Origin of the sequence: Nocardiopsis mangrovi (assembly GCF_042653925.1) — a bacterium.
Classification (GTDB): Bacteria; Actinomycetota; Actinomycetes; order Streptosporangiales; family Streptosporangiaceae; genus Nocardiopsis_B; species Nocardiopsis_B mangrovi.
The window spans coordinates 25,110-41,308 of the sequence record NZ_JBHSFQ010000018.1 but is presented as its reverse complement, the minus strand read 5'-3'; the positions used below and the strand labels follow the sequence as shown (position 1 = coordinate 41,308).

The window sequence follows — 16,199 nt, the reverse complement described above, 5'->3', positions numbered from 1 at the left end:
CGACGTGCGCGGCACTGCCGCTTATCCGGATTTTATTTAAGTCAGTCGCTTGACTTACATTATGCGATCGGGTTGGCTGACCACGAATCGCACACCGATCAAAGGACGCCGCATGGTGGATCAGATGGTGGGTCAGGGTGACAGCGGGCCGGCGTTGAGCTACCCCATCCCCAGCGAGGCGGCGCTGGAGCCGCCGGCGGAATGGGAGCGGCTGCGGCGGCAGTGCCCCGTGGCGCGGGTGAGGCTCCCCAGCGGGGACGAGGCGTCGCTGGTCACGCGCTACGAGGACGTCAAGAAGGTCCTGGCCGATCCGCGGTTCGGCCGGCGGCTGGACGCCGACGGAGCCGCCCGGCTCTCCGACACCGAGTCCGGCGGTCTGTTCAACAGCGACATGGCGTCCTCGCTCCCCGAATCCGGTGAGGCCCACCTGAAGTGGCGGCGGATGGTGGGCAAGTGGTTCACCGCCAAGCGCATGTCCGCCCTGCGCCCCGGGATCGAGGCGATGGCCGAGCGGCTCATCGACGACATGGTGGCCAACGGCCACCCCGCGGACCTCACGGCGAACCTGGGCTTCCCACTGCCGGTGTGGGTCATCTGCGACATGCTCGGGGTCCCCGAGTCCGACCGCGACGAGTTCTCCTTCTGGTCCGACACCCTGCTCAACCTGACCAGGTACTCCGAGGCCGAGATCGGCGCGGCCCAGGCCGAGTTCGCGGCGTACATGACGGCCCACATCACCGCCAAGCGCGCGCGACCGGGTGACGACCTGCTCAGCGAGCTCATCGTCGCCACCGACTCCGCGGGCGAGCGGATGCCCGACGCCGCGCTGATCGCCACCGGCATGGGGCTGCTGGTCGCCGGGCACGAGACCACCTCGAACATGATCGGGAAGATGGCCGCGATGCTGCTGTCCGACCGGCGGCGCTGGGAGCGCCTGCTGGCGGACCCGTCGCTGGTCCGCACGGCCGTGGAGGAGGCGCTGCGGTTCGACGCCAACGGCGGCTTCGGGCTGCCGCGCTACATCACCAAGGACGTCGAGATCGGCGGCACGGTCGTCGCGAACGGCACCACCGTGATCTGCAACATGGCGGCGGCCAACCGCGACGAGAGCGCCTTCGACGGCGCCGGCGGCATGGTTCTGGACCGCAGCCCCAACCCCCACCTGGCCTTCGGCTCCGGCGCCCACTCCTGCCTCGGGCAGGCGCTGGCCCGCACCGAGCTCCAGGCCGTGCTCGACGTCCTGCTGCGCCGGCTGCCCACCCTCGAACTCGCGGTCGACGCAACGGACCTCCGCCGCCGCGAGGGCCTGGTCGTCGGCGGCCTCGACGAGGTCCCGGTGCGGTGGTGACCACCACCGGGAAGAGCGCGCGCGCCGAGCGGGCCGAGGAGACCCGGGAGGCGATCCTGTCGGCCGCCGAACGGCTGTTCGCCGAGCACGGCGTGCGCGCGGTGTCCAACCGCCAGGTGAGCGAGGCGGCGGGGCAGGGCAACAACTTCGCCGTCGGCTACCACTTCGGCGGCAAGGAGGAGCTGGTGCGGGCCATCGCGCGCAAGCACTCCCTGCACACCGAACGGCTGCGCGAGCGCATGGTGGCCGAGCTCGGCGGCTCCGACGATCTGCGGGACTGGGTCGCCTGCCTGGTGCGCCCGGTCACCCGGCACCTGGCCGCCACGGGCAGCCCCACGTGGTTCGCGCGGTTCGGCGCCCAGGTGATGGCCGACCCCGGTCTCGCCTCGATCATGGTCGACGAGGCCCTCAGCGTCCCGTCGCTACAGCGGATCGTCGGCGAGCTCGACCGGTGCCTGCCCGAGATGCCGGCGGAGGTCCGCAGCGAGCGCAACGACATGACCTCGTTCCTGATCATGACCACGTGTGCCCGGCGGGAGCGCGCCCTCGCCAACGGCACCCCCACGCACCGGCCCACCTGGGACGACGCGGCGACCGGGCTGATCGACGCGATCACCGGCCTGTGGCTGGCGCCGGTCACGCCCGTACAGGCGACCCGAGAGCCACCGGGGCCCGTCGCGGCCCCGTCCGATGAGCGGCCCGAGGAGGACCAGCGGTGAAGGTCAGTGTGGACGAGGACAAGTGCTGCGGCGCCGGCCAGTGCGTGCTGCTCGCTCCCGCGGTGTTCGACCAGCGCGACGAGGACGGCATCGTGGTCCTGCTCGACGCGCTGCCGGACGAGGCGGAGCACGCGGCGGTCCGCGAGGCGGCCGACGTGTGCCCCGCCGCCGCGATCGCGCTGGACGAGAACGCATGACGGCCCCGTCGGGCGTCCTCGTGGTCGGCGCCTCCGCTGCCGGGCTGGCCACGGCCGAGGCGCTGCGCCGCAAGGGCTACGAGGGGGCGCTGACCCTGCTCGGCGCCGAATCACACCCGCCCTATGACCGGCCGCCGCTGTCCAAACAGGTGCTCTCGGGCGCCTGGGAACCCGAGCGGACCCGGCTGCGGCCGCAGGAGCTCTTGGACCGCCTCGACGCCGAGTTCATCCTCGGCGACCCGGCCACCGGCCTGGACGCGGCGGAGCGCACCGTCCGCACCGCGTCCGGCCGCGAGCTGCGGGCCGACGCCGTCGTCGTGGCCACCGGGCTGCGGCCCCGCACGCTTCCGGGGCAGGACGGCCTGGCCGGCGTGCACGTGCTGCGCACACTCGACGACGCGGCGGCCCTGCGCCGGGACCTGTTGGCGTCCGAACGGGTCGTGGTCGTCGGCGACGGCGTTCTCGGCGCCGAGGCCGCCGCCACCGCGCGGCAGATGGGCCTGGCGGTCACCCTGGCCGGCCCTCAGCCGGCCCCGCTGGCCCTCCAGTTCGGCCCCCTGGCCTCGGAGCTGCTCGCCGGGCTGCACACCGAGCGCGGGGTCGCCCTGCGGCTCGGCGCCGCGGTCAGCGGGCCCACCGAGCGCGACGGGCGGGTCGCCGGCGTGCGCCTGGACACCGGGGAGGTGCTGCCCGCCGACACGGTGGTGGTCGCGCTCGGCGCCGCGCCCGCCACGGACTGGCTCGCGGGCAGCGGCCTGCGGGTCGACAACGGGCTGGTGTGCGACTCCCGCTGCCGGGCGGCGGAGGGGGTCTACGCGGTGGGCGACGTGGCCCGCTGGCACCACGAGCGGCTCGGCACACTGATCCGGCTGGAGAACCGCACCAACGCCACCGAGCAGGCCGCCGCCGTCGCGGGCGCCGTCCTCGGCGACGACCGGCCCTACGCCCCCGTGCCCTACTTCTGGACCGACCAGTTCGACGCCAAGATCCACGTCCACGGCGTGCTGTCCGCCGACGCCGAGGCCACGGTCGTGGACGGCGACGTCGCCGACCGGCGCTTCGTCGCCCTCTACCGCCGCGCCGGCGCGGTCACCGGGGTCCTGGGCTGGAACATGCCCAAGCAGGCCCGGATGCTGCGCCAGCGGCTCGCCGACGCGTTCTGGGACCCCGCCGAACCGGACCGGGCGCCGGCGCCCGCGTCCACCGGCTCCCCTGCGGGCCGGTGACCCCGCAGTCCACCGTAGGAGCTCCGCCGCCGCGCGGCCGGCCGCGCGCAGCGGGGCGCACATCCGATGCTGGAGGAAGACCATGACCACCATGTCCGACCCCGTCGCCGAGATTCCGGAGTTCCCGATGGAGCGGGCCGCGGGATGCCCGTTCGATCCGCCGCCGACCCTGCGGGCCCGGCAGGAGGAGGGGCCGCTCTCCCGGGTCCGGCTCTGGGACGGCAGCACGCCGTGGGTGGTGACCCGTTACGCCGAACAGCGGGCGCTGCTGGCCGACCCGCGGGTCAGCGCCGACATCAGCCGGCCCGGGTACCCGAGTTCGGCCCCCGTCCACGGCGGGAAGATCGGCTTCATCCTGATGGACGACCCGGAGCACGCGCGGCTGCGCCGGATGGTGACCGCGCCCTTCACGATCAAGCGCGTGGAGGCGATGCGCCCGGCCGTGCAGAAGATCGTCGACGACCTGATCGACGCCATGCTGGCCGGCCCCAAGCCGGTGGACCTGATGCAGGCGTTCGCCCTGCCGGTGCCCTCGCTCGTGATCTGCGAACTGCTCGGCGTGCCCTACGACGACCACGACTTCTTCCAGGAGAACAGCAAGCGGCTCATCAGCCGCGAGGCGGCGCCGGAGGAGCGTGCGGCCGCGCACGGCCGCCTCAGCGCGTACCTCGACGGCCTCATGGGCGAGAAGCTCGCCGCCCCCGGCGCGGACCTGCTGTCCGGCCTGGCCGGCCGGGTCACGGCCGGGGAGCTGGAGCGCGAGGAGGCCGCGTCCATGGGGGTGCTGCTCCTGCTGGCGGGGCACGAGACCACCGCGAACATGATCGCGCTGGGCACCCTGGCCCTGCTCGACAACCCCGGCCAGCTGGCCGCCCTGCGCGCATCGGACGATCCGAAACTGGTGGCCGGGGCCGTCGAGGAACTCCTGCGCTACCTGAACATCACGCACAACGGGCGGCGCCGGGTGGCGCTGGAGGACATCGAGATCGGTGGCCTGACCATCCGCGCCGGCGAGGGCGTGATCATGGCCAACGACATCGGCAACCGCGACCCCGAGGTCTTCCCCGAGCCCGACCGGCTGGACATCCACCGCGACGCCCGCCGCCACGTGGCGTTCGGCTTCGGGGTCCACCAGTGCCTGGGCCAGCCGCTGGCCCGGATGGAGTTGCAGGTCGTCTACAGCACGCTCTACCGGCGCATCCCCACCCTGCGGGCGGCCGCGGCGCTGGAGGAGCTGCCGTTCAAGCACGACGGGTCGGTGTACGGGGTCCACGAACTCCCCGTGACCTGGTGACCTGGTGACCTGCGCCGGCGCGGAGCGCGGCCGGCGGTGACGACGACAAGGGGGATCCCATGAAGGTGACCATCGAACAGGACAAATGCGTCGCCTCCGGGCAGTGCGTGACGGCCGCCATGGAGGTGTTCGACCAGCGGGACGAGGACGGCATCGTGGTGCTGCTGAACGCGGAGCCGCCCGCGGACCAGGCCGAGGACGTCCGGCAGGCCGCGGCCGTGTGCCCGGCGCTGGCCATCGCCGTGGAGGAGTGACGGCGGCGGACCGGTAGCGGGCGGTGGAACCGGGTTCCCGCAGGAGCGGGGACCCGGTGTGTCCGCCGCACCGCCCCGGGTCGCCCGGCGCGCGGACGCCCGGTCGGCGGCCGTCGAACCTGCCGGGGCCGGGCGGCCCGCGACCCGGTCACCCCTCCGCGGGCGACCCGTCCGCCCCCGCCGCGGCGGGCACGCGCTGCGCGCGCGGGCCGGCCGCGGGCAGGCGGACGGTGACCTCCAGGCCGCCGCCCTCGCGCGGGGCGGCCGTCACCTCGCCGCCGTGCGCGGTCACCACCGAACGGACGATCGACAGGCCCAGGCCGCTCCCGCCGCCCGCCCGGTGGGTGCGGGCGTAGCCGCCCCGGTGGAACGGCTCGAAGAGCACATCGGCGTCGGCGACCTCCGGCCCGGTGTTCGCCACCCGCAGCACGGCGCCCCCGTCGTACGGGGCCGCCCCGATGGTGACCTCGCCATCCGCGCGGTTGTAGCGGATCGCGTTGTCGACCAGGTTGCGCACCAGGTGCTCCAGCAGCACCGGGTCGCCCCGCACCTCGACCGCCTCCGTCTCGGGTCGCAGCGTGACGCCCGCGGCCGACGCGTCCGCGGTGAGCAGCCGCACCACCCGGCCGACGGCATCCGGCAGGTCGACCGGCTCGGTCTCGTCGATGCCGCGGTCGGAGCGGGCGAGCAGCAGCAGCCCGGCGATCAGCCGCTCGCTGCGCTCCACCGAATCGAGCACCCGGTTCAGCGCGGGCTTCAGGTCCTCGGGCACCCGGCCCTGCTCCAAGGGCACCTCCACCGCCGCGCGCTGCACCGCAAGGGGGGTACGCAGCTCATGGGACGCGTTGGCGACGAACCGGCGCTGGCTCTCGAACGCCGCTTGCAGCCGTTCCAGCATGCCGTCGAAGGTGTCGCCGAGATCCCGGAACTCGTCCGCCGGGCCGGTCAGGGCGAGCCGGCTGTCGAGATCGTGTTCGGACAGCCTCCGCGCGGTCTCGGTGACCTTGTGCAGCCTGCGCAGCGGACGCCCGACGATCAGCCACCCGGCCCCCGCCGCCAGCACCGTGATGGCCGCGAGGGCCAGCGCCGAGCGCAGGAGGAGATCGGAGAGCACGCCCTCCTGGTAGGCGTCGACCGACGTCGCGAGGTCGAGCGTCTCGGATTCCGCCGCGCCGCCGGTCTCCCCGCCCTCAAGGGGCTGCGCCGGGCCTGCGGTCTCCCCACCATTGGAGGGGCCCGTGGCCGGGGCCGAGGGGGGGACAACGGGGGCCGGGGCCGTCGGGCTCCAGTCCGTCGCCTCCGGTTCCGGCTGAGCGGGCGCGATCGCGTCGCTCGTGAGGATCATGGCGCGGCTCACGAGGCTCGACGAGACGATCGAATAGTTGAGGCCCACCAGGAGCGCACCGCCGATGAGGAACGCGGCGGTGTAGATGAGGGTGAGCTTCGCACGCACGGTGACGCGCGCCCACACGGGAGGCGTGTCCGGCGCGTCCGGGGCGCCGGGCGCCGGTTCCGGACGCGGGCCGGGGGTCGAGGGGGCGGGCACGTCAGATCCGGTACCCGTGGCCGGCGACGGTCTCGATCACCGGGGGAGCGCCGAGTTTGCGGCGCAGGCCGTGCACGGCCACCTTCAGCACCCCGCTGAACGGATCGAGGTTGGCGTCCCACACCTTCTCGATCAGCCGCGTCGCGGACACCGGGGCGCCGTCGGCCCGCAGGAGCTCCTCCAGGATGCCCAGCTCCTTCGGCGACAGGGCGACCGGCCGCCCGTCGCGCGCCGCCGTACGCCGGTGGGTGTCGACCTCGAGGCCCCTGCGCCGCAGCACCGGGGGCGCGGCGGGCCGGGCGCGCCGGCCGAGCGCGCGGACCCGCGCCACCAGCTCGCGGTAGGCGAAGGGCTTGGCGAGGTAGTCGTCGGCGCCCAGGACCAGCCCGTCCACGCGGTCGTCGAGGCCGCCGGCCGCCGTGAGCATCAGGACCCGGGCATCGACGCCGGCGTCGGCCACCACCCGGCGGCACACCTCGTCGCCGTGCACGAGCGGCAGGTCGCGGTCCAGGACGATCACGTCGTAGCCGTGGACGGACGCCATCTCCAGCCCGGAGTCGCCGTCGAGGGCGATGTCCACGGCCATCCCCTCACCGCGCAGCCCCTCGGCGACCGTCTCCGCCAGGGACGGTTCGTCCTCGACGACCAGTACCCGCATCGGTTCTCCCCGCATAAGTCCGTCGACCGCCCCCGCGCCGGGGCGGGATCGCACCGCACGGGCCCGCCGGCCGCGGCCCCGCGTGCTCGTCCGCCCAGGAATAGTCCCACGGCGGTTAGGGCGCGGTTAGCACCCGCCTACCCCCGCTGAGCGCCGCCGGAGGAAGCCGTCCCCGCTAACCGGCGGCTAACCCGGGGTCCGGTGACATTGCTGCCGTCGCCCGGAGGCTCGGCGCCACCGGGACGACGAGATGGCGAGCCGACGGAACGGATGGGACGAACATGAAGGCGATCACCGCGTACGCCGCCGCAACGGTCTTTGCGGGACTGCTGCTGACCGGGTGCGGCGCAACGGGCGGGTCCGAGGAGGGGTCCGGCGGGTCGGCCGGCGGGGTGACCGGCGCGAGCTCGGCCGACCGGGAAGAGGCGCTGCTGGAGTACACGGAGTGCATGCGCGACAACGGCGTGGACATGCCCGACCCCGACCCCGATGGCGGGGCGCTTGAGGCGCTCGAGATGAACGAGACCACCGAGGCCGCGCTGGAGGAGTGCGAGGACCTCATGCCCGTCAACCCGGACGCTCCCTCCGAGGAGGAGCAGCACGAGCGGGCCCTCGCACTCGCGGAATGCATGCGGGAGAACGGGATCGACGTCCCGGACCCCCAGCCCGGCCAGGGGCTGCAGCTGACCCAGGGCGACGGGTCCGATGAGCAGCGCGAGGCCTCGGCGGAGTGCATCGAGACCCACCTGCAGATCGACCCGTCCGAAGGGCCGGCGGGCCAGTGAGCGACGACCGCTCCGCGCCCGTCCCGCCGCCGTCGGAGGGTGACGCCGGTCCGCGCCCGCGCCGCCGGGGGGCGCCCATCGCCGTGTCCGCCGGCGCGGCCCTCGCGGTGCTCGCCGTCGCCGCGGGCGCGGTCCTGTGGGTCCGGCCCTGGGAGGACCCGGGCCCACAGATCCCGGACGCCGGCCCCACCGCCGAGGTGGAGCGCACCACTCTGGTCCAGAGCGAGACCCTGGAGGGCACGCTCGGGTTCGCGGGGAACGCGACCGTCTTCTCTCTCGGCGAGGGGGTGGTCACGTCGCTGCCCTCGACGGGCGCGACGCTGGAGCCCGGGGATCACCTCTACGAGGTCGACGGGGAGCCCACTGTCCTGCTGCGGGGCGACACCCCCGCCTACCGCCTGCTCGAACCCGGGATCACCGGAGAGGACGTCCGCCAGTTCGAGCAGGCACTGGCCGAACTGGGCTACGGCGGGTTCACCGTCGACAACGAGTACACGGCCCTCACCGCCGAGGCGGTGCGGCGGTGGCAGGACGACACGGCCGGAATGGAGGTGACGGGCACGGTCGATCCGGCACACGTGTGGTTCGCGCCGGGCAGCGTGCGCGTCGCGGGGCGCGAGCTGTCGGTGGGTGAACGGGCCGGCGTCGCCGCGCCCGTCCTCACCACCAGCTCCGACGATCACGTCGTCCGGGTCGATCTGGAGGTCACCGACCGGGACCTGGTGGACGAGGGCGACGAGGTCACGGTGTCCCTCCCCGAAGGCGGCACCGCGACGGGCGAGGTGTCCTCCATCGGATCGGTCGCCGAGGCGGGCGAGGAGTCCGAGGACCCCGGCGGCCAGGAGGGCGACCCGACCGTCGAGGTCGTCGTCACCTTCACCGGCGAGGAACCCGAGGACCTGCTGGACCAGGCGCCCGTGGACGTCCAGGTGGAGAGCGACGCGAAGGAGGACGTCCTCGCGGTCCCGGTGGGCGCCCTCATCGCGCTGCCCGGCAGCGGCCACGGAGTCACCGCGGTGAACGACAAGGGCGCGATGCGCGACATCCCGGTCGAGACGGGCTGGTTCGCCGACGGAATGGTCGAGATCAGCGGAGACGGCATCGACGAGGGCCTGAAGGTGGTGGTGCCCAAATGAGGCGGACGATCAAGGCCGGAGCAGTGTCCCGGAGCGCCGGGTGCGGGCCCGCGGACCGGACCGCCGAGAGCGTCGCCGCGTCCGGCGGCGCGGCGCCGAAGGCTCCGCGGAACCGGGCCGCCCGCATACCGATGGGCATCCTCATCGCGCTGACCTTGGGCGACTTCGGGGACGGCGAGACCGCGCCGCGCGACGGCCGGGACGAGACGGACCGGTTCGCCGGCGGAGAGTTCGAGATCGGCGGCGGCATCGACGAGGGCCTGAAGGCGGTGGGGGGCACATGACCGGGGTGATCGAGACGGCCGCGCCCGCGCCGGCCGGCCGGGGGAAGGGGGCGGCCGGCGCGGCGACCGCCCCGGTCGCGGAACTCACCGGGGTCTCCCGGAGCTACCCGGGCGGGGTCCGCGCCCTCGACGGGGTGGACCTGCGGATCGGCGCCGGCGAACTGGTCGCCATCGTCGGACCGTCGGGATCGGGCAAGTCCACGCTGCTCAACCTGCTGGGGACGCTCGACCGCGCGACCGCCGGGACCGTCCGGCTGTTCGGGCACGACATGGACGCGCTCGGCGACGACGGCACCTCGGCCCTGCGCGCGCAGCGCATCGGGTTCGTCTTCCAGCAGTTCCACCTCGCACCCAATGTCACCGCCGTGGACAACGTCGCCGACGGCCTGCTCTACGCGGGGGTCCCGGCACGCCGGCGCCGGGAGCGGGCGGAGGCCGCGCTGGCCCGCGTGGGCCTGGCCGACCGGTGCCACCACCGGCCGCACGAGCTCTCCGGCGGACAGAAGCAGCGTGTGGCGATCGCCCGCGCCGTGGTGGGGGAACCGGAGCTGGTGCTGGCCGACGAGCCCACCGGCGCGCTCGACACCGCCTCGGGGGCGGCGGTGCTGGACCTGCTGCGCGATCTCAACGCGGGGGGCGCGACCGTCGTGATCATCACGCACGACCGCGACCTGGCGGCGGGCCTGCCGCGGCGCGTCGAGGTGCGCGACGGCCGCATCGTGACCGGCGCGGGCGACGGCTCCTGGGCGGGGGCCGCGCGATGACCGGGCACGGTGACGGCGGCCGTCGCGCGCGGGGGCGCCGGTTCCGGCGCCGTCCGCGCGCCCGGGCCGGCGGAGGAGGCCCGCCCGGGCCGCCTCCGCCGGTGCCCGCGCGGATGGCCGTGCCCGATGTCCTGCGCACCGGTGCGGGCGGCCTGCGCGCCCGCCCCACGCGGGTGGTGCTGTCGGCCCTGGGGATCGCCATCGGGATCGCCGCGATGATCGCGGTGGTCGGGATCTCCGCGTCGAGCCGGGCCGAGTTCGACGCCCGGCTCGAGCACCTGGGCACCAACCTCATCACCGCGGCCCCCGGAGAGGACTTCTTCGGGGGGCAGGCCGAGCTGCCGCCGGAGGCGCCGGACCGGGCGGAGCGCATCGACGGCGTGCAGGATGTCACGCAGGTCGCGCAGGTGAAGGACGTGAACGTGTACCGCAGCGACCTGATCCCCGAGGCGGAATCGGGCGGGATCGGGGTCTATGCCGCCGATCTGGGGCTGGTGGACGTGCTGCGCGCGCAGGTGCGGCTCGGCGAATGGCTGAACGGGTCGACGGCCGAGTACCCGGCGGTCGTCCTGGGGCACACCGCCGCAGAACAGCTCGGGATCAACCGCATCGGACCGGACACGCGGGTGCTCGTCGGAGACGAGTACTACAGCGTGGTGGGCGTGCTCGACCCCGTGACGCTGGCCCCCGAGCTCGACTCCGGTGTGCTGCTGGGCTGGGAGGCCGCCGCCGACCGTCTCGGCATGAACGGCCACCCCACGACGCTGTACGTCCGCGCCGACCCCGACCGCGTGGACGAGGTGCGCGAGCTGCTCGCCCCGTCCGCCAACCCCGAAGCCCCGAACGAGGTATCGGTGTCCCTGCCCTCGGACGCGCTGGAGGCGCAGCAGGCCGCGGACCAGGCGTTCAACGGGCTGCTCATCGGGCTGGGCGGGGTCGCGCTCCTCGTCGGCGGGATCGGGGTCGCCAACACCATGGTCATCGCCGTGCTGGAGCGCCGGGGCGAGATCGGGCTGCGCCGGGCCCTGGGCGCCACCCGCGGCCGGATCCGCACCCAGTTCCTGGTGGAGGCGATGGCGCTGTCGGCGCTCGGCGGAGCGGCGGGCACCGCTCTGGGTGCGGCGGCGACCGCCGCCTACGCGCTCTCGCGCGGCTGGCCGGTGGCGGTGCCGTGGTGGGCCGCCGTCGGCGGGATCGTCGCGACGGTCCTCATCGGAGCGGTGGCGGGCCTGGTCCCCGCGCTGCGCGCCGCCGCCCAGTCGCCCACCGCGGCGCTGAGCGGCGGCTGAGCCCGGGGGACCGGGGACCGGAGGGGGACCGGTTGCGGTCCCCTCGTGGCCGGCCACAGGTGTGGCCGGCCACGAGGGGCCGCGTGCACCCGGGGCTGATGGGCGCGCGGAGGTGCCGTGCCGTCGGGGCTCTCCCGGTGGACCGGCCGGGAAACGGTCCCGGACCGGCGGGGGTCGGCCCCGGGTTCGCCTACACCCCGTCCAGGTAGGCGCGGGCGGTCTCCTCTGTGGAGAGCCACGACGCGAAGTCCGCCGGATCCTCGAACCCGCGGACGATCCTGTCGGCGACGGCCTGGTGGGTGTCGCCCTTCAGGTAGGCGTCGAGGGCGAAGGGGGCGGCGTGGTGCAGGACCCGTCCGAGGTCACCGCAGAAGTGCCGCGCGTGGTCGTAGTACGACTCGAACGCCTTCTGCATGAAGTCCTCGTCGAAGGGCCGGTCTCCGTTGTCCAGGATCGCCTCGAGGTAGCGGTCCGCGCTGACGGAGGCGTTGTCCGCTTCCTGTTGCAGCGCTGTGGAGACCGTGATCAGCGTGTCGCCCATGCCGAGGACCCTGCCGCCGGAGGGGAGCTCGGCGACCGGGCGGCGGACGAGGGGGGTGGCGTGGTCGAACGTGGCGGCCTTCTCATCCGCCAGCCCGGCCTCGGCGTAGGTCTCGTACACGTGCGGCACCTCGTCGCGCAGCAGCCCGAGCATGCGGTCCCAGTGCTCTTCCGGGGTGATGCGCCTCGGCCAGTCCAGCGCACCGCTGACCCCTCCGTGGAGGTACAGGAGCCGGCACGGGCCGTTGGCGGAGTACGAGGGGACCGAGACGAAATGGGAGCCGCCGGGCAGGAATTCGGCGACGATGTTCTCGCGGTCCGGCCCCTCGATCACGTCGTCGACGTAGGCGATCGCGGTGGGGATCTCCCCTGTGTCCGTCGGCGAGCGGTCCGGGTCGACCGGGAACATCTGTGCCAGGCCGGAGTGGCCGGCGGCGACGATGGTGAGGTCGAACATCGGGACGAGGCCGTCGAGGTCGTCGCTGGTCACGGCGTGGATGATGAGCTTTCCGCCCTTTTCCTCGAAATGGCTCATCCACACGGACATCTTGAGGCGTTCGTCGATGGACTGCGCGGGCGCGGCGAACGACCCCGTCCAGTCGAATGACGGGATCCCCGGTCCGCCGCCGGAGCGCAGGGTGAACCCTTTGATCGGGGGGGCGGTGTCGTCCCAGAGGTTGAGGCCGAGCTCGCGTTCGGCGTGCAGCCGGTTGTCGTGCATGATCTGGACGGATACCGCCCGGCCGTAGTACAGCTCCTCAGCGGTCCGCGCCGTCATGAGCGTGACGTCGTAGTCGTGGTGGAGCAGGGAGAGCGCGAGCTGCAGGCCCGCTTGTCCGCCCCCGACGATCAGAATCTTACTCATTGCCTCTCATTCGCGAATTATTTGGCGGTGTGTCACGGTTGCTCGATATTGATCATCGGCCGGTTTCGCTCATCCGATCGAAATAGTTCGATGGACGACCGCACCCCGACCGTCCGGCACCGCACTTGCCGACCGGCTTCCGCGCACGCGAATACCCCCTCCGGCGAGTGGTCCCTCCCCGCTGATTTACGGGTTTGTCACAATTACAGCATTCGCCGCACTGTTGTCCATATAAGGACTTGCGTCACCACCGTCGCCGCCCGGGGAGGGGCGCGCTCCGGGCCGGCCGGCGGGGAGCGGGAGGGTCAGCCGCGCCCCTCGGACCGGCCGCCCTCCGGGGCGTCGTCGCGGCCACCGCCCGGGGCATCGTCATCGCCGGACACCGGCCCAGGAAGGCGATCGCCCTGTTCCCGCGTATCCCCCGGTTCCCGCTCTTCTTCCCGCTCTTTCCGCGCAGCGCGGTCGCGCTCGGCCTTCTCGCGCTCGGCCGACCGGACACCGTAGGTCAGGATTCCCACGATGAGCAGGATCAGCAGAACCGGAACGGCCACCCCCGCCAGAATCGCCACCAGCCAGTCAAGGGCGGTTCCGCCTCCGTCCACGCCGGCCCCCTTTCCCCCGGATCCGGCCCCGGGAGCGAACGGCCACCGCGCCACCCGGGACCGGTATCCGCTACCCGCCGGCCGCGAGAACACGCGCGGCCCGAGCGCTCGGCGGTCGCCACGTGCGCACTCCCCTTCCCTGTGACCAGGGCGGAAGCGTGATCCGGCCGCCCACCGCGGCCCCGGGACGGGCCCGCCCCGGGGCCGCGGCCGCCTTCACAGGGAATGAGGCCCGTTCCGGCCAATGGCCGACGTACCGCTCGCCGATCGGCGACAATACCGTTGCTTGAGAGGGAAGGCCGAGGCGAATTCCTTTCCGCGGGGGTGGGTATTGGAGATCCGATTCGAGCTGACCGGCCCGGACGGCGATCGCGACACCGCGTCGCTCTACGACTGGCTGCGCGGCGACCGCGCGCTCCGCCGCGACGTCGACGTCCAGGCGGCACGGCGACGAGCACTGCCCGGCGAGATGGGCGTGGACATCGAAGCCGTGCTCGCGACCGTCTCCACGGCCGCCGCGCTCGCCCAGCTCCCGTTCTCCTACGCGGCCTGGCGCGCCGGCCTCAGGCCCACGTCCGAGACCACGATCCATGTCCATACGACGACGTCCGTGGAGATCGAGGTCGTCCAGGCGGCGTTCCCCGACGTCCCGGTGCGCCCTGCTGAAAGCGACCCCACGGCGGAAGGGCCATGAGCGCGGTCCCGGAGAACGGCGCTTCCGGGGACACGGCGGCCAAGGCGATCGACCCGGCCCACTCGGCGTGCGTCCTCATCGGAGTCGACTCCTATGACGCCTTGGAGCCGCTCCCCAGCGTGCGGCACAACCTCGCCGAACTGACGTCCGCGCTGTCGGACCCCGAGATCTGGGGTCTGCCGGCCGAACGGATCATCACGGTCGAGAACCCCGAAACGGCCGCCGCCCTGGTCGGGCCCATCCGCGAGGCGGCGGCGCTCGCGACCGACACGCTGATCATCTACTACGCGGGTCACGGGCTCCTGCACCGCGGCAGAGCGGACCAGCTCCACCTCACGCTGCCCGACTCCGTCGTGGACCGGCCGGAGACGACCGTCGCCGACGAACTCGTGCGCGACGCCATCCGCGACGGCTCCGCTGACCGCCGCGTCCTGCTCCTCGACTGCTGCTACAGCGGGAGGGTCCTCAAAGGCGAGATGTCGGTCGCCGACCAAGGGGTCCGTGCCTCGGGCAGGGCGCTGAAGGGGGTGACCGGCGCCTACGTCATGACCTCCACCTCCGCCGATCGCACGTCCCATGCCCCTGACCCCAAGCGCTGCACGGCCTTCACGGGGGAGTTCGTGGACGTGCTGCGCACCGGTGTGGCGGACGGGCCGGAGATGCTCGGCCTGCACACGATCTACCGGGCGGTCCGGGAACGCATGGAGCGCCTGAACCTGCCGCGGCCGCAGGAGCCCATGGACCGGGACGACGGCGGGGTCGGGTCGCTGCCCTTCGCCCGCAACGTGGCGGTGCTGCCTCCCCTCCGGCCGCCCGTCCCGGACGGCCCGCCCTCTGCCGCCACGGGCGGCAGGGCCCGCTCGGCGATGTTCGCCGGCGGGCTCGCGCTGGGGCTCGCCGCCGGCCTGGCGGTACCGCCGGTGTGGAGCCAGTGGCGGGAGTTCAGCCCGCAGGCGGCGGGCGGCCCCTGTTCCGAGCGCGCGACGCTGCTCGACTACAGCGACGCGCTCGACAAGACGAACCCCTCGGGCGAGCGGCTCAGGAACCTGTCGGCGCTCGCCCTCATGGATTCCGGCAGGGCCCTGGCGGTCACCGACAACGAAACCGCCCGCGTCTTCCCGATCGACCTCGGCTCCGCGGAGGACCTCGGCTCCGGGGAGGAGGACTTCCGCCCTGAGGCGGATCGGGCCACGACGCTGCGGACCCCGCCCGGCGGCGTCCCCTCCGAGTGGTTCGACGCGGAGGGGCTCGTGGTCGAGCAGGGCGGAGAGACGGTCCTGGTCGCCTCGGAAACGGGCCCGTCCATCCGCCGGTTCCGCCTGGACACCGGCGAGCAGGTCGGCGACCCCTTGCCCGTCCCGCCCGAGTTCCACGCCGCCCCCCGCGGCTATGCGCAGGCGGGGCGCACGCTCGAATCCCTGGCGGCGTCCCCTGACGGGCGCCACCTCTACACGGCGCTGGAGGGCCCGCTCGCCATCGACGGCGATACGGGCGGCCGCCACCTGCTGCGCATCCTGCGCTACAGCGGCGAGCCCGGCGGCCACTACGAGGTGGACCGGCAGTACGCGTACCAGACGAGCGAGGGGATGCTGCTGTCGGAGCTGGCCGTCGTCGGCGACGACCGGCTGCTCGCGCTGGAGCGGCAGTACGTGGCGGGCCTCGGCAACGCGATACGCGTCCACGACGTCTCCCTCGGCGGCGCCCGGCCCATCGACGACGGGAACGCCCTCTACGACGAGCCCGTCGACGTCTTCACGGAGAACACGCTCCTCTTCGACCTCGCGGAATGCCCCTCGGGGACGCCGGGTGCCGTCCCGTCGTCGCCGGACCAGTCCAACCCGCTCCTGCAGAACGTGGAGGGCATGGCGCTCGGCGAAGCCTGGACATCGGGCCCGGAGGAGGGGCGCCGCCCGCTGTACCTGATAGCCGACGACAACAACAACGACAACCAGATCACCCGGCTCTACGCCTTGAGCGTCGATGTCTCCTAGCCCGTCC

17 protein-coding genes are annotated in these 16,199 nt (G+C 73.7%); 13 read left to right on the top strand and 4 right to left on the bottom strand.

Going from position 1 to position 16,199, the window contains the following annotated elements:
- Positions 1-112: 112 nt before the first annotated feature.
- The 6 genes from ACFO4E_RS18210 to ACFO4E_RS18185 all read left to right on the top strand — a co-directional run bounded on the left by ACFO4E_RS18210 (position 113) and on the right by ACFO4E_RS18185 (position 5,038).
- Positions 113-1,348, top strand: a complete 1,236-nt coding sequence (locus ACFO4E_RS18210; RefSeq protein WP_378576378.1) for a cytochrome P450 — start codon at positions 113-115, stop codon at positions 1,346-1,348.
- On the top strand, positions 1,345-2,067 hold the full coding sequence (locus ACFO4E_RS18205) for a TetR/AcrR family transcriptional regulator (protein WP_378576376.1): 723 nt from the start codon (positions 1,345-1,347) through the stop codon (positions 2,065-2,067). The genes ACFO4E_RS18210 and ACFO4E_RS18205 overlap by 4 nt, the downstream gene beginning before the upstream one ends.
- Positions 2,064-2,264, top strand: a complete 201-nt coding sequence (locus tag ACFO4E_RS18200) for a ferredoxin (protein WP_378576375.1) — start codon at positions 2,064-2,066, stop codon at positions 2,262-2,264. Before ACFO4E_RS18205 ends, ACFO4E_RS18200 begins: the two co-directional genes overlap by 4 nt.
- Positions 2,261-3,490, top strand: a complete 1,230-nt coding sequence (locus tag ACFO4E_RS18195; protein ID WP_378576373.1) for an NAD(P)/FAD-dependent oxidoreductase — start codon at positions 2,261-2,263, stop codon at positions 3,488-3,490. Before ACFO4E_RS18200 ends, ACFO4E_RS18195 begins: the two co-directional genes overlap by 4 nt.
- A gap of 82 nt (positions 3,491-3,572) precedes the next feature.
- A complete protein-coding gene (locus ACFO4E_RS18190; protein WP_417618514.1) occupies positions 3,573-4,784 on the top strand; it encodes a cytochrome P450 in 1,212 nt (403 codons plus the stop codon).
- Positions 4,785-4,843: 59 nt separating this feature from the next.
- Positions 4,844-5,038, top strand: a complete 195-nt coding sequence (locus ACFO4E_RS18185) for a ferredoxin (RefSeq protein WP_378576371.1) — start codon at positions 4,844-4,846, stop codon at positions 5,036-5,038.
- 148 nt (positions 5,039-5,186) lie between these two features.
- Here ACFO4E_RS18185 and ACFO4E_RS18180 read toward each other — a convergent pair whose 3' ends face one another.
- The gene (locus ACFO4E_RS18180; RefSeq protein WP_378576369.1) at positions 5,187-6,509 is read right to left on the bottom strand and encodes a sensor histidine kinase; all 1,323 of its coding nucleotides are present in this window, start codon (positions 6,507-6,509) and stop codon (positions 5,187-5,189) included.
- Between the two features lie 76 nt (positions 6,510-6,585).
- Positions 6,586-7,242, bottom strand: coding sequence for a response regulator transcription factor (locus tag ACFO4E_RS18175; protein WP_378576367.1), 657 nt, complete (start codon positions 7,240-7,242; stop codon positions 6,586-6,588).
- Positions 7,243-7,523: 281 nt separating this feature from the next.
- Between ACFO4E_RS18175 and ACFO4E_RS18170 the strand changes: the two genes are divergently transcribed.
- The 5 genes from ACFO4E_RS18170 to ACFO4E_RS18150 all read left to right on the top strand — a co-directional run bounded on the left by ACFO4E_RS18170 (position 7,524) and on the right by ACFO4E_RS18150 (position 11,500).
- Positions 7,524-8,027, top strand: coding sequence for a hypothetical protein (locus tag ACFO4E_RS18170; protein ID WP_378576365.1), 504 nt, complete (start codon positions 7,524-7,526; stop codon positions 8,025-8,027).
- Positions 8,024-9,163, top strand: a complete 1,140-nt coding sequence (locus tag ACFO4E_RS18165) for an efflux RND transporter periplasmic adaptor subunit (RefSeq protein ID WP_378576364.1) — start codon at positions 8,024-8,026, stop codon at positions 9,161-9,163. The genes ACFO4E_RS18170 and ACFO4E_RS18165 overlap by 4 nt, the downstream gene beginning before the upstream one ends.
- Positions 9,160-9,447, top strand: a complete 288-nt coding sequence (locus ACFO4E_RS18160; protein ID WP_378576362.1) for a hypothetical protein — start codon at positions 9,160-9,162, stop codon at positions 9,445-9,447. The genes ACFO4E_RS18165 and ACFO4E_RS18160 overlap by 4 nt, the downstream gene beginning before the upstream one ends.
- The gene (locus ACFO4E_RS18155; protein ID WP_378576360.1) at positions 9,444-10,211 is read left to right on the top strand and encodes an ABC transporter ATP-binding protein; all 768 of its coding nucleotides are present in this window, start codon (positions 9,444-9,446) and stop codon (positions 10,209-10,211) included. Before ACFO4E_RS18160 ends, ACFO4E_RS18155 begins: the two co-directional genes overlap by 4 nt.
- Before the next feature lie 113 nt (positions 10,212-10,324).
- On the top strand, positions 10,325-11,500 hold the full coding sequence (locus ACFO4E_RS18150) for an ABC transporter permease (RefSeq protein WP_378576358.1): 1,176 nt from the start codon (positions 10,325-10,327) through the stop codon (positions 11,498-11,500).
- A 190-nt stretch (positions 11,501-11,690) separates the two neighbouring features.
- Here the strand turns inward: ACFO4E_RS18150 and ACFO4E_RS18145 are convergent, their stop codons facing one another.
- On the bottom strand, positions 11,691-12,905 hold the full coding sequence (locus ACFO4E_RS18145) for a styrene monooxygenase/indole monooxygenase family protein (RefSeq protein ID WP_378576356.1): 1,215 nt from the start codon (positions 12,903-12,905) through the stop codon (positions 11,691-11,693).
- Positions 12,906-13,210: 305 nt separating this feature from the next.
- A complete protein-coding gene (locus tag ACFO4E_RS18140) occupies positions 13,211-13,507 on the bottom strand; it encodes a hypothetical protein (protein ID WP_378576355.1) in 297 nt (98 codons plus the stop codon).
- 331 nt (positions 13,508-13,838) lie between these two features.
- On the opposite strand from ACFO4E_RS18140, the gene ACFO4E_RS18135 reads away from it, so the two are divergent.
- Together ACFO4E_RS18135 and ACFO4E_RS18130 are read left to right on the top strand one after the other, a co-directional pair.
- The gene (locus tag ACFO4E_RS18135; protein WP_378576353.1) at positions 13,839-14,201 is read left to right on the top strand and encodes an effector-associated constant component EACC1; all 363 of its coding nucleotides are present in this window, start codon (positions 13,839-13,841) and stop codon (positions 14,199-14,201) included.
- The gene (locus tag ACFO4E_RS18130; protein WP_378576351.1) at positions 14,198-16,192 is read left to right on the top strand and encodes a caspase, EACC1-associated type; all 1,995 of its coding nucleotides are present in this window, start codon (positions 14,198-14,200) and stop codon (positions 16,190-16,192) included. Before ACFO4E_RS18135 ends, ACFO4E_RS18130 begins: the two co-directional genes overlap by 4 nt.
- Positions 16,193-16,199: the final 7 nt, after the last annotated feature.